The organism is Bradyrhizobium sp. AZCC 1719 (genome assembly GCF_036924525.1).
In the GTDB taxonomy this organism is placed as follows: Bacteria; Pseudomonadota; Alphaproteobacteria; order Rhizobiales; family Xanthobacteraceae; genus Bradyrhizobium.
This window is the reverse complement of sequence record NZ_JAZHRU010000001.1, coordinates 5303477-5323651: the sequence shown is the minus strand read 5'-3', so window position 1 is coordinate 5323651 and position 20175 is coordinate 5303477. Positions and strand designations below refer to the sequence as shown.

Below are 20175 nucleotides of genomic sequence, written 5' to 3'. Positions count from 1 at the left end.
CGTGGATCGATTGGCGACGGGTAGTTGAAGATTCCGAACTAACCTTTAGCTAGCTAAAGAGAATTGGGATCAAGCAGACCACGAATTTGCCGTGCTTGTGCTATTGACCCGCAGGGGCCCGCCCCCTACACAGCGCGGCAAGTGAGCGCGTAGCTCAGGCGGTAGAGCACGTGACTTTTAATCATGGGGTCGAGGGTTCGAGTCCCTCCGCGCTCACCAATGAAATCAAGCACTTAGGCCAATCTCTAAGATCACCGAAAACCCCTTGTGTCTGCACTGTGTCTGCAAACCAGTTGCGCAGTGACGGGGTTATCATGGATGGTTGGATTATCGGCGCGGCGATCGTTGTCGCCCTCTACATCGCGCTGCGGCTGGTGCTGCGGCACTACTTCCCGCCCGGTACCTGAAGATCCTCGTCAGTCTCGATTTAAGCGCTCCACGAACGCGTTGACGGCCTTTCACACATCGACATGTGTGAATCGGACATAACTCACACCGTGCGTTGCGCCAGAGGCGCTCCACAAGCGCTAACCAACGTCGGACGGCTTGTTGAGAAGTAGTCGCGGTTGCCTAGCACCTTCTCCGCGTACTGGTCGATCGCGACGGTGATCGCCTGGACGTGCTGATAGCAGTCGCCTTCACGCTGCAGAAAAGTGGTTTGAGGAAAACCATCCTGAAGGCGTGGCCTTCGAGTACGAAGTGCTGGAATGAAAGAGGCCGCCAACTGAGGCGGCCTTACTTTCTTAGCCCATCCAGCGCGCGCAATCGCGCGCTGGAGCAGCTTGTCCCTCTACTTCTTCTTCATGCCGGAGTCGCGTTGATTTTTCTCATATAGCTCGCGGTCAGCGGCACTAACCTGGTGCAACATGAGCGGAGCTGCGCCACCCGTGTTCGTGGTCGTGGCGGCGGCAGGTGCCTTCGGCTTCGTCGTTTTCTTGGCTGCCAAAGCGCCAGAAGCGGAGACAGCGAGGATCGCAAGACCGACAAGGATTGTTTTCTTCATGCTCAGCTCTCCCTAAACTTGGAAAAAAGGACGCGCCGGTAGTCGAGCATAAAGCTCGCATCACGACAAGCTGAAGTGCTACGCACGTTCCCATTGCGAGAGGCCTGCTAGGTGAACCGGCGGGTCCGCTATTTCAATAATTCATTCGTCGAGAGTGGTTCGCGTCGCGGGCTCCGTACCTGAAGATCCTCGTCAGTTTCGATTTAAGCGCGCCCCGCGAGGGTACCTAAAGCCGTTGGATTAGCGGCCCCGCTGCAGCGTTGCGTATCCGCGCCGGGGCCGCTGGCCGCAATGAGCCCGCCAGCGTCACCGGCGGCAGCTTGGATCCGAGCAGAGCAAAGGAACGGTATTCACGGCACCAATTTAACCTAACCCGTACTCAAGACAGCGAGGAGCCGCCATGATGATCCGCTTTGCTTATTTTGGGGCCTTCTTTGTAGCTTTTGTTCTTGCCGAACCAGCTTTGGCCGCGGGCGGATGTGGAGTCGGGTGCAGCAGCACGTCTGAAGGGGCTTGTGTCCGCGATGGATGGCAGCAAGGTTTGCCGGTTCGGAACGTGTGCCCGGCCACATCCCAGCCATCTCCCCCTTGCGGCCCATATCACCGATGGAGTCGGCAATCCATGATGTGCATACCGCGTTGAATCGACCGGCTAGCGGCCCCGCCAATACGCAACGCACCGGGCCCGCCGCACTAGGAGATACCCCGGCTAGGGGCCCTTGGGGGCACCTAACCATCTGAGGCATTGTCGAAATAAGACTCTGACCAAGGCTGCGGTTGGACCCCGAAAGGGGTCAATATTCGAAGCCCAGACACAGCAAAGCAACCTGCGACCCCGTGGCCGTTCGCCGAGCGGAACAGTTCGGCATCGGAGGCGTTTTTTTCGCGCTGGAGAAACGCCGTTGGGGACGCATGTGCTGATGCGAAACGACCGCGCTGCGTTTACGCTTAAGTGTCCCGCGTGCAATCGGGCGACGCCACATCGGCTTCTTTACATCAAGAACGGTTGCGACATCTTTCAATGTCGGGACTGTGGACTGGGACGCACCGAGGCATCGCGCTTCGATCCCCTCGCTTATTATGACGATGGCTACTTTTCCGGCCGTCAGTCCGACGGCTACGCCGATTATCGCGGCGCCGAACCCGTGCTACGGCGCGAGTTCGCCCGCACGGTCGAGTTCATCCAGCACCACAAGCCACAGGGCCGCCTGCTCGAGATCGGTTGTGCCTACGGCTTTTTTCTCGATGAAGCCCGCCGCGCGGGATTTGAGGTGAGCGGCATCGAGCCGGCGGGCCAGGCTGCTGCCCATGCTGGCGACCTCGGCTTGAACGTCATCTGCGGCCTGCTGAGCGAAGCTACTCTTAAGTCGCTTGGCACCCTGGATGTTATCGTCCTCCTCGACGTCATCGAGCATCTGCCCGACCCGCAGGAAGCCCTCGCGCTGCTCGCGGACCATCTCCGGCCGGACGGAATCATCGTGCTGACGACCGGCGACTTCGGTTCCTTGGCGGCGCGGTCGACCGGCGCGCACTGGCGCCTGATGACGCCTCCGCAGCACCTGTGGTTCTTCAATCGCGCCAGCATCGCGTCTCTGGCCCAATCGGTCGGCTTTCGCGTCGAGAGCTCCGATTACCCCTGGAAATTCGTGCCGTTCTCGCTGATCGCCTTCCAGGTCGGTCGCATGCTCGGCCGCAAGATCGCGGCCAGCCCGACCGGCAACCGGTTCGCCATTCCGGTGAACCTGTTTGACGCGATGCGCGTGGTCTTGAGCAAGGCGCCACCATGTCCGGATACGAGCCCCCCATGATAGAGCGCCTCAACGTCAGCCGGATTCGCAATCCCTGGATCGTTGTCGCGGCGTACAATGAAGCGCCGATGGTCGGCAGCGTCGTGTCCGGCATTCGCCGCGCCGGATACACGGTCGTCGTGGTCGATGACGGCTCCAGTGACCGGACCGGCGACGTTGCGTTGCTCGCAGGCGCGGTCGTCGTCCGGCATCCGGTCAACCTCGGACAGGGCGCCGCGCTGCAGACCGGCATCGACTACGCCCTCAAGCAGCGTGCGGATGCGCTCGTCACGTTCGACGCCGACGGCCAGCATTCCCCCATGGCCATCGCGGCGCTGCTCGCGGCGATCGAGCAGCCCGGCATCGATTTCGCGCTGGGCAGCCGCTTTCTCACCGGCGCGACGGCAAATCTGCCGGTGTCGCGCCGCATCCTGCTCAGCGCTGCGCTTTGGTTCACGCGCGCGAGCACCGGACTGCCGGTCACTGATACCCACAATGGCCTACGGGCAATGACCGCGCGCGGCGCCCGCGCGATCTCCTTGCGACAGAACCGAATGGCGCACGCGTCCGAGATCCTGCACCAGATCGCGCAGAGCCGCCTGCGCTTTGTCGAGGTGCCGGTGAACATCGAGTACAGCGCCTATTCGCTGGGCAAAGGTCAACGGATCACCGATGCGCTGGCCATCCTGATCGATCTGTTTGCGCGGAGGCTCTACCGATGATCGCGCAGCTCTTGTTGACGGCCTTTCTGGCGTTGGTTCTGGTCTACGCCTGGTCGGAGCATCGGACGGTGCCGATCATCGGCCCGCTCGCGAGCGGCGCTGCGCTCGCCGGCCTCTACTTCGTTTGGGTGCCGGAGCATGCCACCGCGCTTGCGGCCTTCGTAGGAATCGGCCGCGGCTCCGACCTCATCGTCTACACCTGGGTCGTGATCAGCCTGCTCATCATGCTCAACTTGCATCTCAAGTTGCGGCTTCAGCTCGATATGATCACGCGGCTGGCGCGCACCGTCGCGATCGATCGCGCCAAGGAGAGCCGGCATGAGGCAGGCCCGCCGCGAAAACGTCGCCCGGTCATGTTGGGCCGAAAGGCCGAGGCGCCCCCGATCGAATTGCAGGCGAAGAAGTAGATGCCCAAGAAGTAGCTGCCAACGTCAAGTCGCGCCCGAAGTTGGCGTCACTCGCCGAGCCCGCGACGAGTAGCGTAGATCTGGGCGAACGAGCGGCCAAATCGCGTGACCTCATCAACCAGTACGGCCGACGTGCCCTTGGCACACGGCCAGCGCTCGGTGGCGATCAGGTAGTCCGCCTTCTGCAGATCGGTTTCGGCAATCCAGTTGCGACGGAACATCACGCCGGCCAGTTGCTCGCGCCAGCCCAGGCAGACCAGCACGCGCGGCGGATCTCCCGCGAACCGGCCTTCGGCGTCAATTCGACCCTCGAGGCGGCGCAGCGCCTCGGGAGCCGCCATGCTCCAATAGTCGAGGTCGAATCGGCCGTAAGCGCCGGCGACGCCGCCTGCCAGACTGTTCATCGCGATATATTCGAGCGGATGCAGGATGACGAGTGTCACCACGATAGCGGCCGTGTGCGCGACCCCGAGGGCCGCGGGCACAATCGGGAAGCGTCGCAACAAGGGCAAGAGGCTCGTCAGCCCGCGCGCGGCCACGATGGCGAGCATTGGGATCACGAACAATACGTGGCGGACACCGTCATAGAGCGTCGAGCCCTGCAGGATGAGCACCCCGATAGGTCCGAACGCCGCCACACTGACGACAAGCACCGCGCGCGATCCCGCGAGCTCGGCGGCGGCTGGTCGCAGTCCGACGACGCCGGACCGACGGAGGGCGCCGAGGGCGGCGCGCGTCCACGCCCCTGCGGCACCGATCCAGACCGCCATGCCGAGCAACAGCAACGCCATAAAGCCCTCGGGCAAACGCGCCGCAAGCTGTCCGGGAATGTACCAGGCGGGCAGCTTGTCGGTGAACGTGGGCCGGCCCCAGTTCGGGAATTCGAACGAGGTATCGAGCGGAGCAAAGTGCCGATAGGCCTCGAGGAATCGCATGAGCGGATTTCCAGTCTGCAACCACGGCCAGAGCGCAATCGCCGTCAGCCAGGCGACGAGGATGACGAGCAGCGTATGCAAGGCGATCTGGCGCAACTGGCCGTAGCCCGCGCGGCCATGGCGCAGCAGCGCTTCGAGCGCGCACAGGCTCATGCCGCCGACGAGGTAGGCATGCGTGATCACCCCGCCGGTGCGCGTCGCAATGGCGAGGCCAGTGACAAGGCCCGTCGCAAGGGTCAGACGCCAGCTTGGCACCTCCTGCCGCACCATCAGGACGATCGCGAGCGTCGACCAGCTCATGGCGAACAGGAACGGCACGTCGATCGGGGCGAAGAACAGGTTGCCGTACAGGTAGCCGGTCAGCAGGCACAGGGCGAGCGCCGTCAACCCAGCCCAGTACCCGACCGTGAGCCGTGCTATCGGCACGACGGCGGCGAGCCCAGCGAGGCCGAACAGGAAGGTGATGGCGTGCCGGACCGTGATCGGGTTCGCGAGCTCAAGCGACTGCACGGCCGCGATGAGCATCTGAAACCACGGTCCATACATCCACAGATACTCTTCGACCGTCTCGAACTGAGACCGGTCCCTAAAGGCGCTCGCGTACCAGGCAAGCGCCTTTGGGCCGTAATCGTCCGTATTGAATTCGTCAGTCGACACCCCGTAATCCGCGGCGGTCGCAAGCCCGATGACCAAGGCCACGCCCAGCACAAGGAGCACGAGCAACGTCTCCGCATGACGAGCAGCAAATGCGAGGCCGAGTTTCGGCCGCGCAAATTCAGAGCCGTCGCCATTCACCCGTTCAAGCGCCATGCATCGTCCTTAACCGGTTGCATGGCGACGCGCTGGTGCCGTCCGGAATGTGGTGGGAGTTCGCGACGCGGAATCGCCGGCCGCTTGAAGCTATCTCTTGAGAGGACAAGGTCACTTGGCTGATCGATGGGCGCGGTGGCGAGCGTTTGCCAGCCATCGACCTTGCGCATGTTGATCTGGCCGGAGGCGAGAGCATCGCTACGTACCACCAATGCGATCGAGCGGCTCCACCAGGAATTCAAGCCACGAATTAGGACGCAGACGGTTCTGCCCTCGGCCGACACCGCCGCAGCATCACGTCAGAAATCTCGCTCAACCACCTAATCGGGAACGAACTCCCAGCGCACCTCAAGTGTTGTCCGATGAGCTTCATAACACGCCTGAAGGGAACTTTGTTCCAAAGTTCAAATCAGGTCCCCTAAGGCAGCAGCAATGGCGATCCTTGTCACCGGAGGTGCCGGATACGTTGGGAGCCACATGGTGTACGAACTCGTTGATCGTGGCGAACAGCCCGTCGTGATCGATGATTTTTCGTCGGGGTGCGAATGGGCAATACCATCCGGAGTTCCGGTTTTCGTTGAGGACATCGGGGATCAGCGGCGAGTTGCGGCGCTGATCGCGAAGTATGGGATTTCGGAGATCATTCATTTTGCGGCTTCTGTCGTTGTCCCGGAGTCAATTGCCGAACCCCTTCTATACTATCGCAACAACACAGAAAATTCCCGAAGCCTGTTCGAGATCGCAATCAGGAGTGGAGTGCAGCGCTTCATCTTCTCGTCGACGGCGGCGGTGTACGGAAATCCGCCGGCAAATCCTGTCACGGAAGAGACGCCCGTCGCGCCCCTATCACCTTACGGCTTATCCAAATTCATGGCTGAAACAATGCTGCGCGATGCAGCACGCGCTCACGGCCTGCGCTACGTCATCTTGAGATATTTCAATGTAGCAGGCGCCGATCCTGCTCTGCGCACCGGACAGGCAACGCGAGGGGCAACGCATCTTCTCAAGGTTGCAGCGGAAACCGCCGTGGGTCTGCGAGAGAAGATGCAGGTTTTCGGCACCGATTATCCCACGCCTGATGGGACCTGCATTCGCGACTATATCCACGTGAGCGATCTCGTAAACGCTCATTGTCACGCGCTTTCATACCTGCGCGGTGGTGGAGAGTCCCTGACGCTAAATTGCGGCTGCGGCCACGGCTTTTCGGTCTTGCAGGTGATCGAGGCCATGCAGCACCAATCCGGAAACGACTTTCCCGTCGAACTTGCCGCCCGCCGGCCTGGCGATCCGGCGGAGATCGTGGCGTCGGCGCAGCGGATGCGCGATCTGCTGGGCTGGCGGCCCCAATGGGATGATCTTTCCCTGATCGTCCGCCATGCGCTCGCTTGGGAACGCAAACTATTGGCACAAGGTAACGCGACGCAGCGCTTGGCAACTACGGCCCTGCCTCACCCCAACAGCGGAAATCCGCCACCTAGGACCGTTTGGGTCAGCAGGTCTCGGTCGAGCCGCGCATTCCGCGCCTCGCAGGACGCCTCGGAGACGAGCAAACAGGCGTGACAGGCGGCGCCCTGCAGCGGATATTCGTCGCTTCCCTCGCTGTGCTCGGCGCAGCTGGGATCATTCGAGCGAAGCGTGAGGCGCTTCGTCGTTCGAAAGTCCTCGACCGCTGCCTTCCAATTACAACGAGCGGAGAGCGAAATGGCTGAGAGAATAGACGTTGAGGTTACCGGCAAATCGCAGTTTGAAGTCGCCCACGACATGGCGAGGTTCATTCTAATTAATATGGAAGGACGTCAGGTGAAGCGCATAAAGCGGCAAGAGTTCTTGCATTTGGTGGCTGACTGCATCGAGGCCTTGCGCGGCATCAAGGTCAGGGAGATTGTCAGCTAAAAAGTAAGGCGCTGCTGCAGGCTCCAGCATCCACTTGTCCGCCCAAGCAATCAAGTTGGTGGCAAGGTTTGCGAGCGAGGACGCCGCGGAAAAATGGTTCGAGGAGAACGATCCGGAAGCTGTGGCCTCGAGTATGAGGTCTTGGAGTGAATGCCGAAGGAGGCTCTGATGCGCATTCTTGCCTTGGCGATTTTGGCTATCGGAATAGTCTCAATAGGGCCGGTGGCCGCCCAGACATACGATCCGGCCTATCCGGTTTGCCTGCGGGTATATGGCCCGGCCACCTACTACGAATGCCGCTACACGTCGCTGCCTCAATGCAACGCGTCGGCATCGGGCCGCTCGGCACAGTGCGTCATCAATCCATATTTCGGAGGTTATCAGCGGCATCGCCAGGTCTACTAAAGTGAACCGCATTGGCCGCAGGACCGCTTACGCCATGCTCCTGGTGCTGGCCATCGTATGGCAGACGCTGGGGTCACTGTAGCCTCGCGGGTCCTCGTTGCCGGAGCCTTCCAACAATGGAAGGCTCTGCGCACGACGTTGCCGGACGACATGCGCAGAGCCGCGCCACGCCAGGGCACTCCCCAAAGGGCACTCCCCAAAGTGGCTTATTCAGGCTGATTTCGATTCTTGGCAGAATTGGGCGCGATGCAGCGCCCGCAGAAAATTACCTTTGGAGAGATGCGCGAATCCGGCGTCTTCGGTGTCGTCGTGTTCTGCGGCGATTATCACAGTAGCCATTCGACGCCGATCGCTGGCATGACCATGTGAGGCCGCTATTTGAGAAGCCAGGTGTTTGAGAAGTCAGGTGTGCCTGAAACCGGGTTCCATCTTTGGAGCGCTTTAAGGATTCAGTGCTACTAAGGCAGTATTTTAAAGTGGGCATATTGCGATGGTGGAAACCCGGATTGCTCCTCGTGTTCGCGTCATGAAGCCGGCCAAGATCGATTACGGCGGCGACAAGTATCCCTGCACTGTTCGCGACATATCCAGCACGGGCGCGGCGCTGGACTTTTCCGAGCTGATCCGCATTCCCGATGAGTTCACATTGATCTTGCCGGATGACAAGCTAAAGCTCCCTTGTCGCGTTGTGTGGCGCAAAGAGTACAGACTTGGCGTGGTCTTCGACCTGTAGCTCTATGCAGCCGTTCGGCTCCCGATGTCCGGCTGCTCTACCCTCGCCGCCCCAATGGGCATTGGCTTACCGCCTGAAGTAGTTATGACGCTCTTCGCTTTCGGGCTAACAATTCGAAGCGGACAAGAATAGCTGTACAAGCGGCCAGCGCGGTCAAAGCCATCAAGAGAACCGTCGTAAGCATGGCAAATCTCCAGCCCGATGATTCGCAATTTCTTAAAGTCTGAACTATCTCAGCCGAATCCTTAAGAAAAAGTTAACGCCCTGGCTTCCAATGGGCCGTTAATCAGCTCGGGGATCCGGGCTGAGTCTGCCCGGGGAGCACCTCTGATGCGGCGTAAAAATGCGCATTCGCTTCCTTGTTCTCCTCGATCAGTAAGAAGATCGGATCGACTTCAGCCGCGGTCGTAGTCCTTGGGACAACCGCGCCACTCAAACTGCACTCACAAACAGAGAGACCGCCCTTCGGGCGGTCATCTTGTTTCTGGCAAGCTCCTTGCTCTCCGCACAGCATCGCCACGTATCGCTGCCAGCGATGTGCCATTGCGGAGCAAACAAATGAACCAGACCCAATTCGAGACAGCGGATCTACGACATCTTGTTCGCGTTCAGGCCAAGGGACAGGCCATGGCAGAGCGCAAGCGGCTCGCAACGGATGACGCCCTTAGGCGGAGGCGTCAACAAACTGAAGCAATGCTGGTCGATATCAAGAACGCCATCCGCTTGCTTGATCAAAGCATTGACGCTGAACTACAGAAAAGTCCGACGAGAGATCCTCATCACTTTGCATTTCCGATGACGGTGAGAGCTTTGATCGCGCGCCGTGAAAATCTTAAATCGACTATTGCGTTGCTTTTGCTTGAGCTCACCAAGAGCGATCCCGAACGCGCAGCAGTATGAGTGCGGCACTCGCAGCCCGATCGAACGAAAAGTCGAGAATGCAGGACCGCCTTCGGGCGGTTTTTTGTTCTTAGTTCCCAGAATTAGCCCGCAGCGGAGGCTTTATCCAGAATGCCACCGTCAAAGTAATAGGGCGCGTGGCGGACACCGCGAAGTTTGTCGAAGCGCATGGCAGAGCTTAACAAGTTTAAGCAGCAACTCCGTGTGGCAGAGGCCGCTCTAAGAGAGAAGACATCGCGGTCAGTAAGGTTGACTGGTTAGGTTAAACTGCAAGTCCGATTGCCGCCCGCTGCGGCGACGCCTACTGATCAGCCACCGGACAATTCCCCAAGCGTCCGGGCCCACACCAGCAGGCCGTCAGGCGATCATACTCCGCCTGGCGGCTTCGTCTTGAAGGACGATCGGTGCATCATCTATGGCTGAGAGTGAACTACTTTATCGCTGTCGTGATCGCGATGGCTGGCTGGCTGTTCCTCATCGTCTGGATGGTGAGGCAGTTCATTTGATCGGCCGCAACAAGTATGCCGCAAACAGCAGAGGCGGTCCCCACACAGCCAGCAAGCCGTAAATTACGAGCTCCACAACGTCCATGCTCATCCCCAATGACATGTCGCTGGCCAAGCTTTGCCTAGATTCGCGCCTGGCGAAAGCGAAACAGTTTGTGCGGCGCACTCTGACGGCGGGCGCCGGTCCGGTTGCCAAGTCTCAAATTCAGTGAGAGGATTATGGCTGGTTACAAGACTTTGGAGCGATGCCAAATGCATACGCGATCCAAACGATATGTCAGGCGCCAGCGCGGACGACAGAAGGCGGCCGACCGTCGCGCTCACGCCAAGTACGCCCCATCGACGCGATCCGAAAATCGCCTGGCCTTCCAGGTTGCCGCTGGGATGAAGAAGCGCTGGCCGAACGTCCTCCCGTTTTCCATCTAGCCCCGCTGTTCCTCGCCAAAACGTCAAGATTGCTCGACCGCTGCCTGAAACAAACGGCGGCGTACCTGGTTATTAACAAAAACACAGGGACGCCGAACAATGATCGAGTTGTCAGCAGGGATCCTCGCCCTGATTAGCGTAGGGATCTTCGCCGCCCACGCGCTGGACGCCTACCGGACCGACTAGCGCCCGCGGAGAAAGTAAAACGTCGCCTCAGTCGCCGCGGGAGCGGCGGCGTGTGTGTAATTGTTTGGGCCGAAGAGTTCCATAGGTCCGGTTCGACTGCCGACGCCTCCGCTACGGCCGGCGCAACTGCGCGAGAGCCTCGACGACCACCGATACCAGCGATGCCATGGTGTACGGCTTCGGCAGCCATCCGAGCGGGGCGTAGGGCTCGGCGCGCCCGCGCGTGCGCACATCGTCGTGCGCGGTCGCAAAGATGCAGCGAATGGCGAAGTCCTGATAGAGTTGGCGTGCGGCGTCGATACCGTCGCGGCTGCTGGCCAGGCGAATATCCATCACGGCAAGCGTCGGTTGGGCCTCGCTGGCGAGCGCGACGGCTTCCTCTGCAGTCGCGGCCGGACCGACAACTTCAAAGCCGGCAGCCGTCAGCGCGACTTCGGATTGCATGGCGATCAGGAAATCGTCCTCGACGACAAGAACCCGCAGCGGGCCCTGTTTCCCTTCCATGCGCCAGGTCTCTTCAACAGGTGGCGACGAATTCCGGTCCGGCTCGGATGGCAACGCAATATGCCCCGCGTTCTGGTCGGGCGTCGTCATCGATCACCGACCTAGCTCTCGGCAGCCGGGAAATCGAGGCACGCCCGCGAAGGGTTTTTCGTGACATGAAGCGTTCCATGGAGCTGGCGTGCGAGGCCGAGTACGAGCTGGAGTCCGGACGAGGTCTTGCGCACTGCCTCCAAGTCGAACCCCTCGCCGTCATCCTCGACGCAGAGCGCCATCCGTCCGTCCTGGCCGGTCAGGCTGACGCGAACGGCCTGCCTCGCATAGTCCCTGATGCCGTGCTTCACGGCGTTTGTCAGCAGCTCGTTCAATATCAATGCCAGCGGCATCGCTATGTCGTTGGAAAGCGCGCTGCGCGCTGCGCCACACTCAATTCGTGCATCCGGCGGCAGCAACTGCCGGATGGATTGACAAACCGCCGGCAGAAATTCCTCCGCCGCGAAGCAGGTGGCATCGCCTCGGCCGTACAGCACACGTTGCGCCGCCGCCATGGCCGCGATCCGTGCGCTGGCTTCGTTCAGGACTTTGCGCGCCTCCTCGCTGCGTGCGGTCCTTGCCGCGGAGAAAAGCAGCGACTGCAGCATCTGCATGTTGTTCTTGGTGCGATGATTGAGTTCATCGAGCAAAAGCCGTTGCTGGGTTTCGAGTTGCTGCGCACGGTCTTCGGCGGCGCACCGCTCCTGCTCGGCTTGCTTGCGGGCGCTGATGTCATGCTGAGCCCGCACCGCGTAAAGAAAATTTCCCGACGCATCGCAAACGCTTGAGGACGTGACCTCCGCCCAGAAGTATGACCCCTCGCTGCGCGCGAGACGCGTTTCGATGGTGTAGCGGTCGATTTCGCCCGCGATCTGTCGTCTGAACTGCGCGAGATCCTGCGCGACGTCCTGTGGCGAGGTCTCGTCAAAGATGGAGCGGCCGAGCAAGTCGGCCGCTTCTCGTCCCACCAGATCGCAGGCCTTCTGGTTGACGCGCAGCATCCGCCCCGCCTCATCGACCTCGACGATGCCGACGCCGACATGTTCGTAGGAGACAGCCAGCCGGTCTTCGTGCGCCTGCCGCCATTCATCGCGAAGCAGATGAGGCACGTCCAGGAAGGCGGAGCGGCCTGGCTGGGAGAAAGTCTTGGCCGTCCGTCGCTGGAAGTTCATTCCCGCCATCCCTGCCGAAGGGCAATTTTGCGTTGCACGATACTCAGTGTCGGCACATGCAACGACCAGCACGCACGACCGCCGAGCGCTTGACGTTGGACAAATCCGGCAAGAGAAAATTTGTTCCTAAGCCGTGGCCGGGCGCGGAAATGTCAGTCTTCCGGCGCGCTTCGTTTCCCGCAAGATGGATCGCAATTTGATCGCTAGCACCCGCGGCAGATCCCGGTGAACCTGCTCACCTCTGGCCGCCCCCGCGGCCGAACCGGCGACTTACGCGGGGCCTTGCGCGCACTGATGATCCGCTGCGAGGCGGTTGGATATGGCGGCGTCACGACACGTGCGCGTGGCGCGTCGACTGAGCCGTAGGAGACGGCCGGCGGCGGGGGGTTGGGGCGGAGCGGTGGCACGTTCGCGGCGTTGCCGATGCCGCTGGGATCGGAGAGCGCCCTGGGGTTGGCCGGTCCGAACGGCACGCCCGATATCGGTGAATTGCCGGCGCCCGCCGAGCCGGCTGGCGGCGTCAGTTGTGCGAATGCCTTTGTGGGAACGATCAGGCTGAACGCCACGAAGAGAACAAGCGCCAGATTGCAGGACATCGAGGTCTCTCCAGGAGGCTCCCACTCAACGAACATGTAGGGCGCGCGTTCCCCAGCTTCCAGGCGAGCCATTTTCGTGCTGTCCGTCCTGTTACGGAGTAGGCGTCGGCGGGAGAATCAGTCCTAATCAAGGCGCGATTACGTTTTGAGATTCCGGCGGCATGAACCAGCCCGAAGTGCTCGATTCCGATATCCGCGCCCTGCAGCAATGGCTGCGCGCTGCGTGGCAGCAGCTTGGCGATCCCACCCTCACCACCTTCGCCCGACGCGAGCTGCGCAACCAGATGAAGCAGTGCAGTGCCGACTTGCGGGCGTGCCTGCAAAGGGCGGCTGAACAACAGCCCGACCCGGTCCGGTCACCGGCCTCGCCCTATTCCAGGCCAGAACTGCGAATCCTGTCATGGTGACGGAACAGGATTAGGCCCTGCCGCTCCGCCTGTGCTCTTCCGGCCCGCCTGTTGATAACCCGCGAGCCCGTTGGCGAGCATCGAAACAGGCCGGCATCGTGTGCTATCGGCATATCGGCCTGATTAACGACGGACGGAACACATGCGGATTACCCTGGTCGGTTCCCGCCATTTTGGCGTGACGACGTTCAATACCCTACGCCAACATGGGGTCGATATCGTTCGCGTCGTCGTTCACGACGGCGAGGACCGGCTTGCCGCCGCGGCGCGGGCCACCGGGATTGACGTCGTGGTGCAGGCCGATCCGAAGCGCGTGATCGCCTCCGAAATCGCACCAGGGACCGACCTGATCGTCACGGCACACAGCCATGCCCGCGTCACCAGGGAGGCGCTGGCCACAGCTAAACTCGGCGGCATTGGCTATCACCCCTCGCTGCTGCCCCGGCATCGCGGCATCGCCGCAGTCGAATGGACCGTCAAGGAAGGCGATCCGATCGCTGGCGGTACGATCTACCATCTCGCCGACCGGATGGATGCCGGCGCGATCGCCGCGCAGGAATGGGTGTTCGTCAAAAAAGGGGAAACCGCCCGAGAGCTCTGGGAGCGCGCGCTGGCGCCGCTCGGCCAGAAATTGTTGGCCGATGTCATTTACCACGCCAAAACTCACGGCAGCCTGCCGGCCACGCCCCAGGATGAGGAATTTGCCACCAAGGCACCGAGCCTGGCCGACGCCAAGCATTGACCTCTACCATCATACCGCAAAACCCCGCAATTTGCCGAAATCGCGACGAAACTGCGAATTTTTCCGTTCCTCCGCCGGAACCAGATTCACCTTGATGTGTTTGAGATCTCGGGAACTTTCCGCAGTGCTGCGGCGCACCCAAGTTTGGACACATTGTGGCCGGATAAGGCGCGTCATCACACACATCTCGAGGATTTGATCCATGCGCTCCAACCGCATCCGCAACCTGTTGTTTGTTTCGTTTCTTGCTTCCGTCGCGACCTTGGCCGCCGCTCCGGCGTCCGCCCAGAACCCCTATGACGGTCTTTGGCAGGTCACGGTTGTCACAAAAGCGGGCAATTGCGATGCGCAGACTACGTCGACCGTGAATGTCACCGGCGGCAAGATTTCGGGCGGTCCGGTTTCCGGCAGCGTCGGCAGCGGGGGACTTGTGCGAGTCTCGATCAATGGTGCATATGCGAACGGTCAACTCAGTGGCAACTCCGGATCGGGGAAATGGAATGGGGCTTCAGCTGGTGTCGCATGTAGCGGTCGATGGGAAGCGTCCCGTCAGTAAGGCAAGCCAGACTTTTGAACCTTCTGCCAAAGCGCGGCGGCTGACATTCGCAGCCGTCGCTTTTTTTATGGCGGCCTTATTAATAACGGCCCTCGCCGCTTCCACGAGCTACGCTCAGTCCAGTACGTTCGCCGGCATGGCCGGCACATGGTCCGGTCCCGGCACGGTGACGCTGGATGACGGTTCGAGCGAGCGGATCCGCTGCCGCTCCACCTACAAGGTGATCGGGGCCAGCATGGAAATGGCCCTCACCTGCGCCAGCGACGCCTACAGGTTCAATCTGCAAGCGGCGGTGGTCTCAGCCGGAGGCGAAGTCAGTGGCACCTGGAGCGAAACCAGCCGGAACATCGGCGGCACCATCCAGGGCCGCGGGGCTGGCGGCAGTTTCCAGGTGATCGCCCAGGCGGCCGGATTCGCCGCCAACATCTCGCTGAAGACCACCGGCAACAAGCAGCAGATCGCCCTGAGGGCCGACAGCGTGTTCCGCGCTGCCAATATCTCGCTGTCCAAGTAGGCCCCGGTCGTCCATCCCCGCCACCTGTCGTCGCCCGCGAAGGCGGGCGATCCAGTACGCCGCGGCTTCTCGATCAGTCACCGACGTCTCTGGAATACTGGGTTGCCCGCCTTCGCGGGCGACGACAGTTCAGGGCTTAACTCGTCTTCGGCTTCTCGAGCTTCGCCGCGGTCTCCTTGATCGTCTTGGCGATCAACAACGCCTGCTCCTTGTTGAAGGCAAAATCCTGCACGCCGCGGTGCGTGGTCAACGACAGCACCATGATGTCGGGCTGGTGCTCGGGCCAGCCGGTTGCGAAGGCGGTGACGAAATCTGCAGAGGTCGATCGCGTAGTGGTCATTGGCTCACGGTATCCTTTTGTCTTTGCCGGCGCGCCTGATGAAACGGACAGCGCCCGTGCGGTGATTGTGATGTCCGGTTACGCCTTGGGCACGAAGGCGGTGACTTCGATTTCGACCTTGGCCCTGACGTCGACCAACCCGTCGATGTAGAGCAGCGTCGATGGCGGGAAATTGCGCCCGAGTGTTTCCTTCCAGGCCGCACCGATGCCGGGGCCTGCGGCCTCGTATTCGCTGCGGCTGGTCAGGTACCAGGTCAGGCGCACGATGTGCTCAGGGCCGGCGCCTGCTTCCCCAAGCAGCTTGACGATGCGCTTGAGCGCCGTGCCGACCTGCGCGGCCATGTCGGGAGCATAGTCGCCCTTCTCGTCGCCGCCGGTCTGGCCGGCCAGGACGATCCATTTACCAGGGCCGTCGACCTCGACACCATGCGAGAAGCCGCGGGGTTTCGACCATTCGGCCGGTTGCAAGATGCGCATGCGTAGTTTCCTCCTCAATTCCTGTGGTCATTCCGGGATGCGCGAAGCGCAGACCCGGAATCTCGAGATTCCGGGTTCGATGCTTCGCATCGCCCCGGAATGACGCTCAAAGTTGGCCGGTCTTAGCACTGAACCTGGAGCCGCTCCCACAGCGAAATTGCGAAGGCGTGCATCGCTGCCCCCGCGCATTTGCGCGTTGCAAATTGTGGCGCGCTCGCCGATACCGGCCTGCCCTCAACCAATCTCCCCGCAAATGGACCGCACACAATCCAAAACCCTGGCCGCGCTGTGGATGGCCGGCTGGCTGACCCTGATGCTGATCATCGCGATCGCCGGACGCGAGGCGGCGCGCGAGATCAACGTGTTCCAGCTCATGGAGATGCGCTCGATCCTCGGCTTTCTGATGCTGTACCCACTGATCCGCGCCGGGGGCGGCTTTGGCGCGATGAAGACGAAGCGGCTGCCGCAGCACGTTGCGCGCAACCTCATTCACTACGGCGCGCAGCTCGGCTGGTTCTTTGCGCTCACGCTGATCCCGATCGGTCAGGTGGTGGCGATCGAATTCACCATGCCGATCTGGACCGCGATCCTGGCCGCCACGTTTCTCGGCGAGCGCATGACACTCTGGAAGATTACGGCGATCGTGCTCGGCCTCATCGGCGTCGTGGTGATCGTTCGCCCCGCTGCCAGCGAGATCGATTCGGGGCAGTTGATCGCGCTGGCAGCCGCGGTCGGGTTCGGCGTTTCGGTGGCGATGGTGAAGTCGCTCACCCGGACCGAGCAGACGCTCTCGATCATGTTCTGGATGCTGGTGATACAATCTGCGGCTGGTCTTCTCCCCGCGCTCTATGTCTGGACGTGGCCGCCAGCCCATCTCTGGGGCTGGGTGGTGGTGATCGCGTTTTGCGGCACGTTTTCCCACTACTGCATGGCGCGCGCGATGCTGCACGCGGATGCCACCGTGGTGATCCCGATGGATTTTCTGCGGGTTCCGTTGAGCGCCGCCGCGGGCTGGCTGATCTATTCGGAACGGCTGGATGTATTCACCGTGCTCGGCGCAGCGCTGATCCTCATGGGCAATTTGTTGAACCTGAAACCGAATCCTTCGCCTGCGCGCGTGCAAGGCTGAAATTTATTTCCAGGCTGTGATCTAGATCACGCTATGGCGCGTGTCGCGACGGTAACGGATGGCTCCGGATTTGGCCATTCGGCTGCTTTTTTGTGGTGCGAAGCAGGCGATATTTGTAATGTCCAGCCAGCGTTACAGCCAAAGCCTTTGTCGATTCTGCAGGGGGATTTCATATGCGTTACCCAACCCTCATTTTGTCCGTCATTTGTATGGTCTTTGCGGCCGGAACCGCCCAAGCCGAAAAGCGCGTCGCTTTCGTTGTCGGCAACGGCACCTACAAGAACGTCGCTCCGCTTCCAAATCCCTCCGTTGATGCAAAGGCGATGGCCGCCGCGCTGCGCAATGTCGGATTCGAGGTGGTCGAAGGTTCCAACCTCACGCGCGACAAGATGACCGAACGTCTGCTCGACTTCGGCAAGAAGGCGCAAGGCGCCGACGTCGCGCTGTTCTTCTATGCCGGCCACGGCATTGCCATCTCCGGCACCAACTATCTGTTGCCGATCGACGCCGACATCAAATCCGAAATGGACGTCAAGCTTGGCGCCGCGATCAACATCGACCTCACCCTCGAGCAGACCATGGGCGACGCCAAGGTCAAGCTGGTGTTCCTCGACGCCTGCCGCGACAACCCGTTCGCAGCCAAGATCAAGTCGAACTCCGCCACCCGCAGCGTCAACGTGCAGACCGGTCTCGCCGAAATGAAGTCCGGCGAAGGCACGCTGATCGCGTTTGCGACCGGCCCGGGCCAGACCGCGCTCGACGGCCAGGAAGGCGGCAACAGCCCGTTCACGCGCGCCCTGCTCGCCAACCTCACCCAGCCCGGCGTCGAGATCCAGCAGGCGATGACCAAGGTCCGCGCCCAGGTCAACGAAGAGACCAACAAGGGTCAGCTCCCCTGGGGGCACACCAACCTGATCGGCACGGTCTACCTGAACGGCGCGCCCGCGCCCGGCGCCGTGGCGGCTGCCGCGCCGGCGTCGGGCCCAAAGCCGGGCTCCGACGTCGAACTGGAGTTCTGGCGCTCGATCAAGGATTCCAACAAGCCGGAGGAGTTCAACGCCTATCTGACCAGCTATCCTAACGGTCAGTTCCGGTCGCTGGCGCTGTCGCGGATTGCGTCGTTGGAGAGCGGTGCAAAGGATGCAACCCGTAACCTGAGCACGGGTATCGATCCCGCGACCTTCAAGGAAGAAGCCAACCAGACCACTGAAGACCAGATCGGCCTCGATAAAGGCCAGCGCCGCGACGTGCAGCGCCGCCTGACCGGACTCGGTTTCGATACCAAGGTCACCGGCCAGTTCGACGCCCCGACCCGCGGCGTGATCACGCGCTGGCAGGCGGCGCGCGGCTATCCGAAGAGCGGCTACCTCAACAAGCTGCAGCACAAGGCGCTGCTGACGGAGATCGTGGCGGCCGCACCGACCGCGAGTTCCGATGAGGAGCGTCCCGCTCCCAAGCGCCGCGCCCCCAGCACCGTTCAGGCGCAGCCTCAACCGCAGCCGCAGCAGCCCCCGCCGCAGCGCCAGTACAGCAACCCCGGCCCCGATCCAGCCGGTGCCGGCCGCTTCATCGGCGGCGTCGTCGGCGGCATGCTGCGCTAACGGCAGGCGACCATCTGCCAAAAAGGCCCGGGATCATCCCGGGCCTTTTTCATTTTTGCAGGTCGCAAATCAATAAGCCTAAGAAGAGCGTTCTATTTGCCTGCAGCCTTTCGCAGCGCCTCGTTGATGCGATCCTGCCAACCCGGACCACCCTCCTGAAACCATTCCAGCACATCCTGATCGATCCGCAGCGTGACCTGCTCGCGCACGCCGGGAACGGAGGCCTGTTTGGCGGGTGCTTGCGCCACTTTCGCGGTCGCGCGCTTGAATGCGGCCTCGGCTTCGGTGCGCGCATCGTTCAGGGTTCTCGGCCGCCGCGGCTGGTCCGCCATCGCTAAATTCCTTCAAACAAGGCCGTCGACAAATACCGTTCGGAGAATGACGGAACGACAGCCAAAATGGTCTTGCCGGCGCTCTCGGGACGCTTGCCGATCGCAAGCGCCGCCGCGATCGCAGCGCCCGAGGAGATGCCGCCGGGAATGCCCTCCATGCGCGCCAGCGCACGCGAGATTTCGATCGCGGTCGGGCCGTTGACCCTGACGATCTCATCGATCACGGAGCGATCCAGAATGTCCGGAATGAAGCCGGCGCCGATACCCTGGATCTTGTGTGGCGTATGCTGGCCGCCGCCCAGCACCGGGCTTTCCTCCGGCTCGACGGCAACGATCCGCAAAGACGGCTTGCGCGGTTTCAGCACCTGTCCGACGCCGGTGATGGTGCCGCCGGTGCCGACGCCGGCGACAAAGACATCGATGTTGCCGCCGGTGTCGTTCCAGATTTCTTCCGCCGTGGTGCGGCGGTGAATTTCGGGGTTGGCGAGGTTCTTGAACTGCTGCGGCATCACGGCGTTGGGCGTGGTCCGCACCAGTTCCTCAGCGGTTGCGATCGAGCCCCTCATGCCCTGCGCGGCCGGCGTCAGGATGATCTCGGCGCCGAGGAACGCCAGCATCTTGCGCCGCTCGATCGACATCGATTCCGGCATCACAAGCTTGAGCCGGTAGCCGCGTGAAGCCGCGACGAACGCCAGCGCGATGCCGGTATTGCCAGAGGTCGGCTCGATCAGAACGGTATCGGCGTTGATCACGCCGGCTTTTTCCATCGCGATCACCATCGCCGCGCCAATGCGGTCTTTGACGCTCGCGGCGGGATTGAAATATTCCAGCTTGGCCAGGATGGTTGCCCTAACGCCATGCACCTCCGGGAGTCTGCGCAAACGAACGATCGGGGTGTCGCCGATCGCATCGACGATGGAGTCGAAGACCCGTCCCCGGCCCGGACGTTGCACTGCACTCGCGGCTGACGACGCATCCATCTCGACACTCCCAAAGCGATCATGTGCGGGGAAAAGGCGCTCTCCTACTTAGGAGGCGGCCACATCGATGCGCAAGCCGGAA

General features: G+C 61.7%; 24 protein-coding genes and 1 tRNA gene. 16 read left to right on the top strand and 9 right to left on the bottom strand.

The window, feature by feature from the left end; translation table 11 throughout:
• Positions 1 to 143: 143 nt before the first annotated feature.
• Positions 144 to 219: transfer RNA gene (locus V1292_RS25015), tRNA-Lys, on the top strand.
• Positions 220 to 790: 571 nt separating this feature from the next.
• Here V1292_RS25015 and V1292_RS25010 read toward each other — a convergent pair.
• On the bottom strand, positions 791 to 1003 hold the full coding sequence (locus V1292_RS25010) for a hypothetical protein (protein ID WP_334375291.1): 213 nt from the start codon (positions 1001 to 1003) through the stop codon (positions 791 to 793).
• Between the two features lie 920 nt (positions 1004 to 1923).
• On the opposite strand from V1292_RS25010, the gene V1292_RS25005 reads away from it, so the two are divergent.
• The 3 genes from V1292_RS25005 to V1292_RS24995 are packed head-to-tail and all read left to right on the top strand — an operon-like array spanning position 1924 to position 3919.
• Entirely contained in the window at positions 1924 to 2811 is an 888-nt protein-coding gene (locus V1292_RS25005) for a class I SAM-dependent methyltransferase (protein WP_334375290.1), read from the top strand.
• On the top strand, positions 2787 to 3512 hold the full coding sequence (locus V1292_RS25000; protein ID WP_334375289.1) for a glycosyltransferase family 2 protein: 726 nt from the start codon (positions 2787 to 2789) through the stop codon (positions 3510 to 3512). Before V1292_RS25005 ends, V1292_RS25000 begins: the two co-directional genes overlap by 25 nt.
• A complete protein-coding gene (locus V1292_RS24995) occupies positions 3509 to 3919 on the top strand; it encodes a DUF2304 domain-containing protein (RefSeq protein ID WP_334375288.1) in 411 nt (136 codons plus the stop codon). The genes V1292_RS25000 and V1292_RS24995 overlap by 4 nt, the downstream gene beginning before the upstream one ends.
• A 47-nt stretch (positions 3920 to 3966) precedes the next feature.
• Here the strand turns inward: V1292_RS24995 and V1292_RS24990 are convergent, their stop codons facing one another.
• Positions 3967 to 5664: a hypothetical protein gene (locus V1292_RS24990; protein ID WP_334375287.1), complete on the bottom strand. Its 1698-nt coding sequence runs from the start codon at positions 5662 to 5664 to the stop codon at positions 3967 to 3969.
• A gap of 432 nt (positions 5665 to 6096) precedes the next feature.
• Between V1292_RS24990 and galE the strand changes: the two genes are divergently transcribed.
• From galE to V1292_RS24960, 6 genes are all read left to right on the top strand, one after another.
• A complete protein-coding gene (galE, locus tag V1292_RS24985; RefSeq protein WP_334375285.1) occupies positions 6097 to 7224 on the top strand; it encodes a UDP-glucose 4-epimerase GalE in 1128 nt (375 codons plus the stop codon).
• A gap of 141 nt (positions 7225 to 7365) precedes the next feature.
• Positions 7366 to 7557 (top strand): hypothetical protein, encoded by a 192-nt coding sequence (locus V1292_RS24980; protein ID WP_156908450.1) that lies wholly within the window; start codon positions 7366 to 7368, stop codon positions 7555 to 7557.
• 168 nt (positions 7558 to 7725) lie between these two features.
• Complete coding sequence (locus V1292_RS24975; RefSeq protein ID WP_334375284.1) at positions 7726 to 7962, top strand: DUF3551 domain-containing protein; 237 nt, start codon at positions 7726 to 7728, stop codon at positions 7960 to 7962.
• Between the two features lie 228 nt (positions 7963 to 8190).
• Complete coding sequence (locus tag V1292_RS24970) at positions 8191 to 8331, top strand: hypothetical protein (protein ID WP_334375283.1); 141 nt, start codon at positions 8191 to 8193, stop codon at positions 8329 to 8331.
• A gap of 121 nt (positions 8332 to 8452) precedes the next feature.
• A complete protein-coding gene (locus V1292_RS24965) occupies positions 8453 to 8695 on the top strand; it encodes a PilZ domain-containing protein (RefSeq protein ID WP_334375282.1) in 243 nt (80 codons plus the stop codon).
• 558 nt (positions 8696 to 9253) lie between these two features.
• On the top strand, positions 9254 to 9595 hold the full coding sequence (locus V1292_RS24960) for a hypothetical protein (RefSeq protein ID WP_334375281.1): 342 nt from the start codon (positions 9254 to 9256) through the stop codon (positions 9593 to 9595).
• Positions 9596 to 10824: 1229 nt separating this feature from the next.
• On the opposite strand, the gene V1292_RS24955 is transcribed toward V1292_RS24960, so the two are convergent.
• The 3 genes from V1292_RS24955 to V1292_RS24945 all read right to left on the bottom strand — a co-directional run bounded on the left by V1292_RS24955 (position 10825) and on the right by V1292_RS24945 (position 13015).
• Entirely contained in the window at positions 10825 to 11307 is a 483-nt protein-coding gene (locus tag V1292_RS24955; protein WP_334375280.1) for a response regulator, read from the bottom strand.
• 11 nt (positions 11308 to 11318) lie between these two features.
• A complete protein-coding gene (locus V1292_RS24950) occupies positions 11319 to 12419 on the bottom strand; it encodes a sensor histidine kinase (protein WP_334375279.1) in 1101 nt (366 codons plus the stop codon).
• A 203-nt stretch (positions 12420 to 12622) separates the two neighbouring features.
• Positions 12623 to 13015, bottom strand: a complete 393-nt coding sequence (locus V1292_RS24945; RefSeq protein ID WP_334375278.1) for a hypothetical protein — start codon at positions 13013 to 13015, stop codon at positions 12623 to 12625.
• 161 nt (positions 13016 to 13176) lie between these two features.
• On the opposite strand from V1292_RS24945, the gene V1292_RS24940 reads away from it, so the two are divergent.
• The 4 genes from V1292_RS24940 (at position 13177) to V1292_RS24925 (ending at position 15234) form a co-directional block, all read left to right on the top strand.
• Positions 13177 to 13422 (top strand): hypothetical protein, encoded by a 246-nt coding sequence (locus V1292_RS24940; protein WP_334375277.1) that lies wholly within the window; start codon positions 13177 to 13179, stop codon positions 13420 to 13422.
• Between the two features lie 142 nt (positions 13423 to 13564).
• Entirely contained in the window at positions 13565 to 14164 is a 600-nt protein-coding gene (locus V1292_RS24935; protein WP_334375276.1) for a formyltransferase family protein, read from the top strand.
• 202 nt (positions 14165 to 14366) lie between these two features.
• A complete protein-coding gene (locus V1292_RS24930; RefSeq protein ID WP_334375275.1) occupies positions 14367 to 14720 on the top strand; it encodes a hypothetical protein in 354 nt (117 codons plus the stop codon).
• 136 nt (positions 14721 to 14856) lie between these two features.
• Positions 14857 to 15234 carry a hypothetical protein gene (locus V1292_RS24925; RefSeq protein WP_442895562.1) on the top strand — a complete coding sequence of 126 codons (378 nt, stop codon included), beginning with the start codon at positions 14857 to 14859 and terminating at the stop codon, positions 15232 to 15234.
• Positions 15235 to 15370: 136 nt separating this feature from the next.
• Here the strand turns inward: V1292_RS24925 and V1292_RS24920 are convergent, their stop codons facing one another.
• Positions 15371 to 15574: a hypothetical protein gene (locus V1292_RS24920; RefSeq protein ID WP_065747310.1), complete on the bottom strand. Its 204-nt coding sequence runs from the start codon at positions 15572 to 15574 to the stop codon at positions 15371 to 15373.
• Positions 15575 to 15652: 78 nt separating this feature from the next.
• Positions 15653 to 16051: a RidA family protein gene (locus V1292_RS24915; protein ID WP_213255086.1), complete on the bottom strand. Its 399-nt coding sequence runs from the start codon at positions 16049 to 16051 to the stop codon at positions 15653 to 15655.
• Positions 16052 to 16304: 253 nt separating this feature from the next.
• Between V1292_RS24915 and V1292_RS24910 the strand changes: the two genes are divergently transcribed.
• Together V1292_RS24910 and V1292_RS24905 are read left to right on the top strand one after the other, a co-directional pair.
• Positions 16305 to 17180, top strand: coding sequence for a DMT family transporter (locus tag V1292_RS24910; RefSeq protein WP_334375274.1), 876 nt, complete (start codon positions 16305 to 16307; stop codon positions 17178 to 17180).
• A gap of 173 nt (positions 17181 to 17353) precedes the next feature.
• Positions 17354 to 18781: a caspase family protein gene (locus V1292_RS24905; protein WP_334375273.1), complete on the top strand. Its 1428-nt coding sequence runs from the start codon at positions 17354 to 17356 to the stop codon at positions 18779 to 18781.
• Between the two features lie 92 nt (positions 18782 to 18873).
• Here the strand turns inward: V1292_RS24905 and V1292_RS24900 are convergent, their stop codons facing one another.
• Together V1292_RS24900 and cysK are read right to left on the bottom strand one after the other, a co-directional pair.
• Positions 18874 to 19113, bottom strand: a complete 240-nt coding sequence (locus V1292_RS24900) for a BrnA antitoxin family protein (protein ID WP_334375272.1) — start codon at positions 19111 to 19113, stop codon at positions 18874 to 18876.
• A 2-nt stretch (positions 19114 to 19115) separates the two neighbouring features.
• The gene (cysK, locus tag V1292_RS24895) at positions 19116 to 20093 is read right to left on the bottom strand and encodes a cysteine synthase A (RefSeq protein WP_334375271.1); all 978 of its coding nucleotides are present in this window, start codon (positions 20091 to 20093) and stop codon (positions 19116 to 19118) included.
• Between the last annotated feature and the right edge of the window lie 82 nt (positions 20094 to 20175).

Excerpts from the sequence above, each read along its gene's own strand:
- V1292_RS25005 (WP_334375290.1), top strand. The coding sequence starts at position 1,924 with ATGCGAAACGACCGCGCTGCGTTTACGCTTAAGTGTCCCGCGTGCAAT.
- V1292_RS24950 (WP_334375279.1), bottom strand. The coding sequence starts at position 12,419 with ATGAACTTCCAGCGACGGACGGCCAAGACTTTCTCCCAGCCAGGCCGC.
- V1292_RS24960 (WP_334375281.1), top strand. The coding sequence starts at position 9,254 with ATGAACCAGACCCAATTCGAGACAGCGGATCTACGACATCTTGTTCGC.
- V1292_RS24945 (WP_334375278.1), bottom strand. The coding sequence starts at position 13,015 with ATGTCCTGCAATCTGGCGCTTGTTCTCTTCGTGGCGTTCAGCCTGATC.
- V1292_RS24965 (WP_334375282.1), top strand. The coding sequence starts at position 8,453 with ATGGTGGAAACCCGGATTGCTCCTCGTGTTCGCGTCATGAAGCCGGCC.
- V1292_RS24935 (WP_334375276.1), top strand. The coding sequence starts at position 13,565 with ATGCGGATTACCCTGGTCGGTTCCCGCCATTTTGGCGTGACGACGTTC.
- V1292_RS24920 (WP_065747310.1), bottom strand. The coding sequence starts at position 15,574 with ATGACCACTACGCGATCGACCTCTGCAGATTTCGTCACCGCCTTCGCA.
- V1292_RS24990 (WP_334375287.1), bottom strand. The coding sequence starts at position 5,664 with ATGGCGCTTGAACGGGTGAATGGCGACGGCTCTGAATTTGCGCGGCCG.
- V1292_RS24940 (WP_334375277.1), top strand. The coding sequence starts at position 13,177 with ATGAACCAGCCCGAAGTGCTCGATTCCGATATCCGCGCCCTGCAGCAA.
- V1292_RS24995 (WP_334375288.1), top strand. The coding sequence starts at position 3,509 with ATGATCGCGCAGCTCTTGTTGACGGCCTTTCTGGCGTTGGTTCTGGTC.
- V1292_RS24900 (WP_334375272.1), bottom strand. The coding sequence starts at position 19,113 with ATGGCGGACCAGCCGCGGCGGCCGAGAACCCTGAACGATGCGCGCACC.
- V1292_RS24930 (WP_334375275.1), top strand. The coding sequence starts at position 14,367 with ATGCGCTCCAACCGCATCCGCAACCTGTTGTTTGTTTCGTTTCTTGCT.
- V1292_RS24910 (WP_334375274.1), top strand. The coding sequence starts at position 16,305 with ATGGACCGCACACAATCCAAAACCCTGGCCGCGCTGTGGATGGCCGGC.
- V1292_RS24905 (WP_334375273.1), top strand. The coding sequence starts at position 17,354 with ATGCGTTACCCAACCCTCATTTTGTCCGTCATTTGTATGGTCTTTGCG.
- V1292_RS25010 (WP_334375291.1), bottom strand. The coding sequence starts at position 1,003 with ATGAAGAAAACAATCCTTGTCGGTCTTGCGATCCTCGCTGTCTCCGCT.
- V1292_RS24980 (WP_156908450.1), top strand. The coding sequence starts at position 7,366 with ATGGCTGAGAGAATAGACGTTGAGGTTACCGGCAAATCGCAGTTTGAA.
- V1292_RS25000 (WP_334375289.1), top strand. The coding sequence starts at position 2,787 with ATGTCCGGATACGAGCCCCCCATGATAGAGCGCCTCAACGTCAGCCGG.
- V1292_RS24955 (WP_334375280.1), bottom strand. The coding sequence starts at position 11,307 with ATGACGACGCCCGACCAGAACGCGGGGCATATTGCGTTGCCATCCGAG.
- V1292_RS24925 (WP_442895562.1), top strand. The coding sequence starts at position 14,857 with ATGGCCGGCACATGGTCCGGTCCCGGCACGGTGACGCTGGATGACGGT.
- V1292_RS24975 (WP_334375284.1), top strand. The coding sequence starts at position 7,726 with ATGCGCATTCTTGCCTTGGCGATTTTGGCTATCGGAATAGTCTCAATA.
- galE (WP_334375285.1), top strand. The coding sequence starts at position 6,097 with ATGGCGATCCTTGTCACCGGAGGTGCCGGATACGTTGGGAGCCACATG.
- cysK (WP_334375271.1), bottom strand. The coding sequence starts at position 20,093 with ATGGATGCGTCGTCAGCCGCGAGTGCAGTGCAACGTCCGGGCCGGGGA.
- V1292_RS24915 (WP_213255086.1), bottom strand. The coding sequence starts at position 16,051 with ATGCGCATCTTGCAACCGGCCGAATGGTCGAAACCCCGCGGCTTCTCG.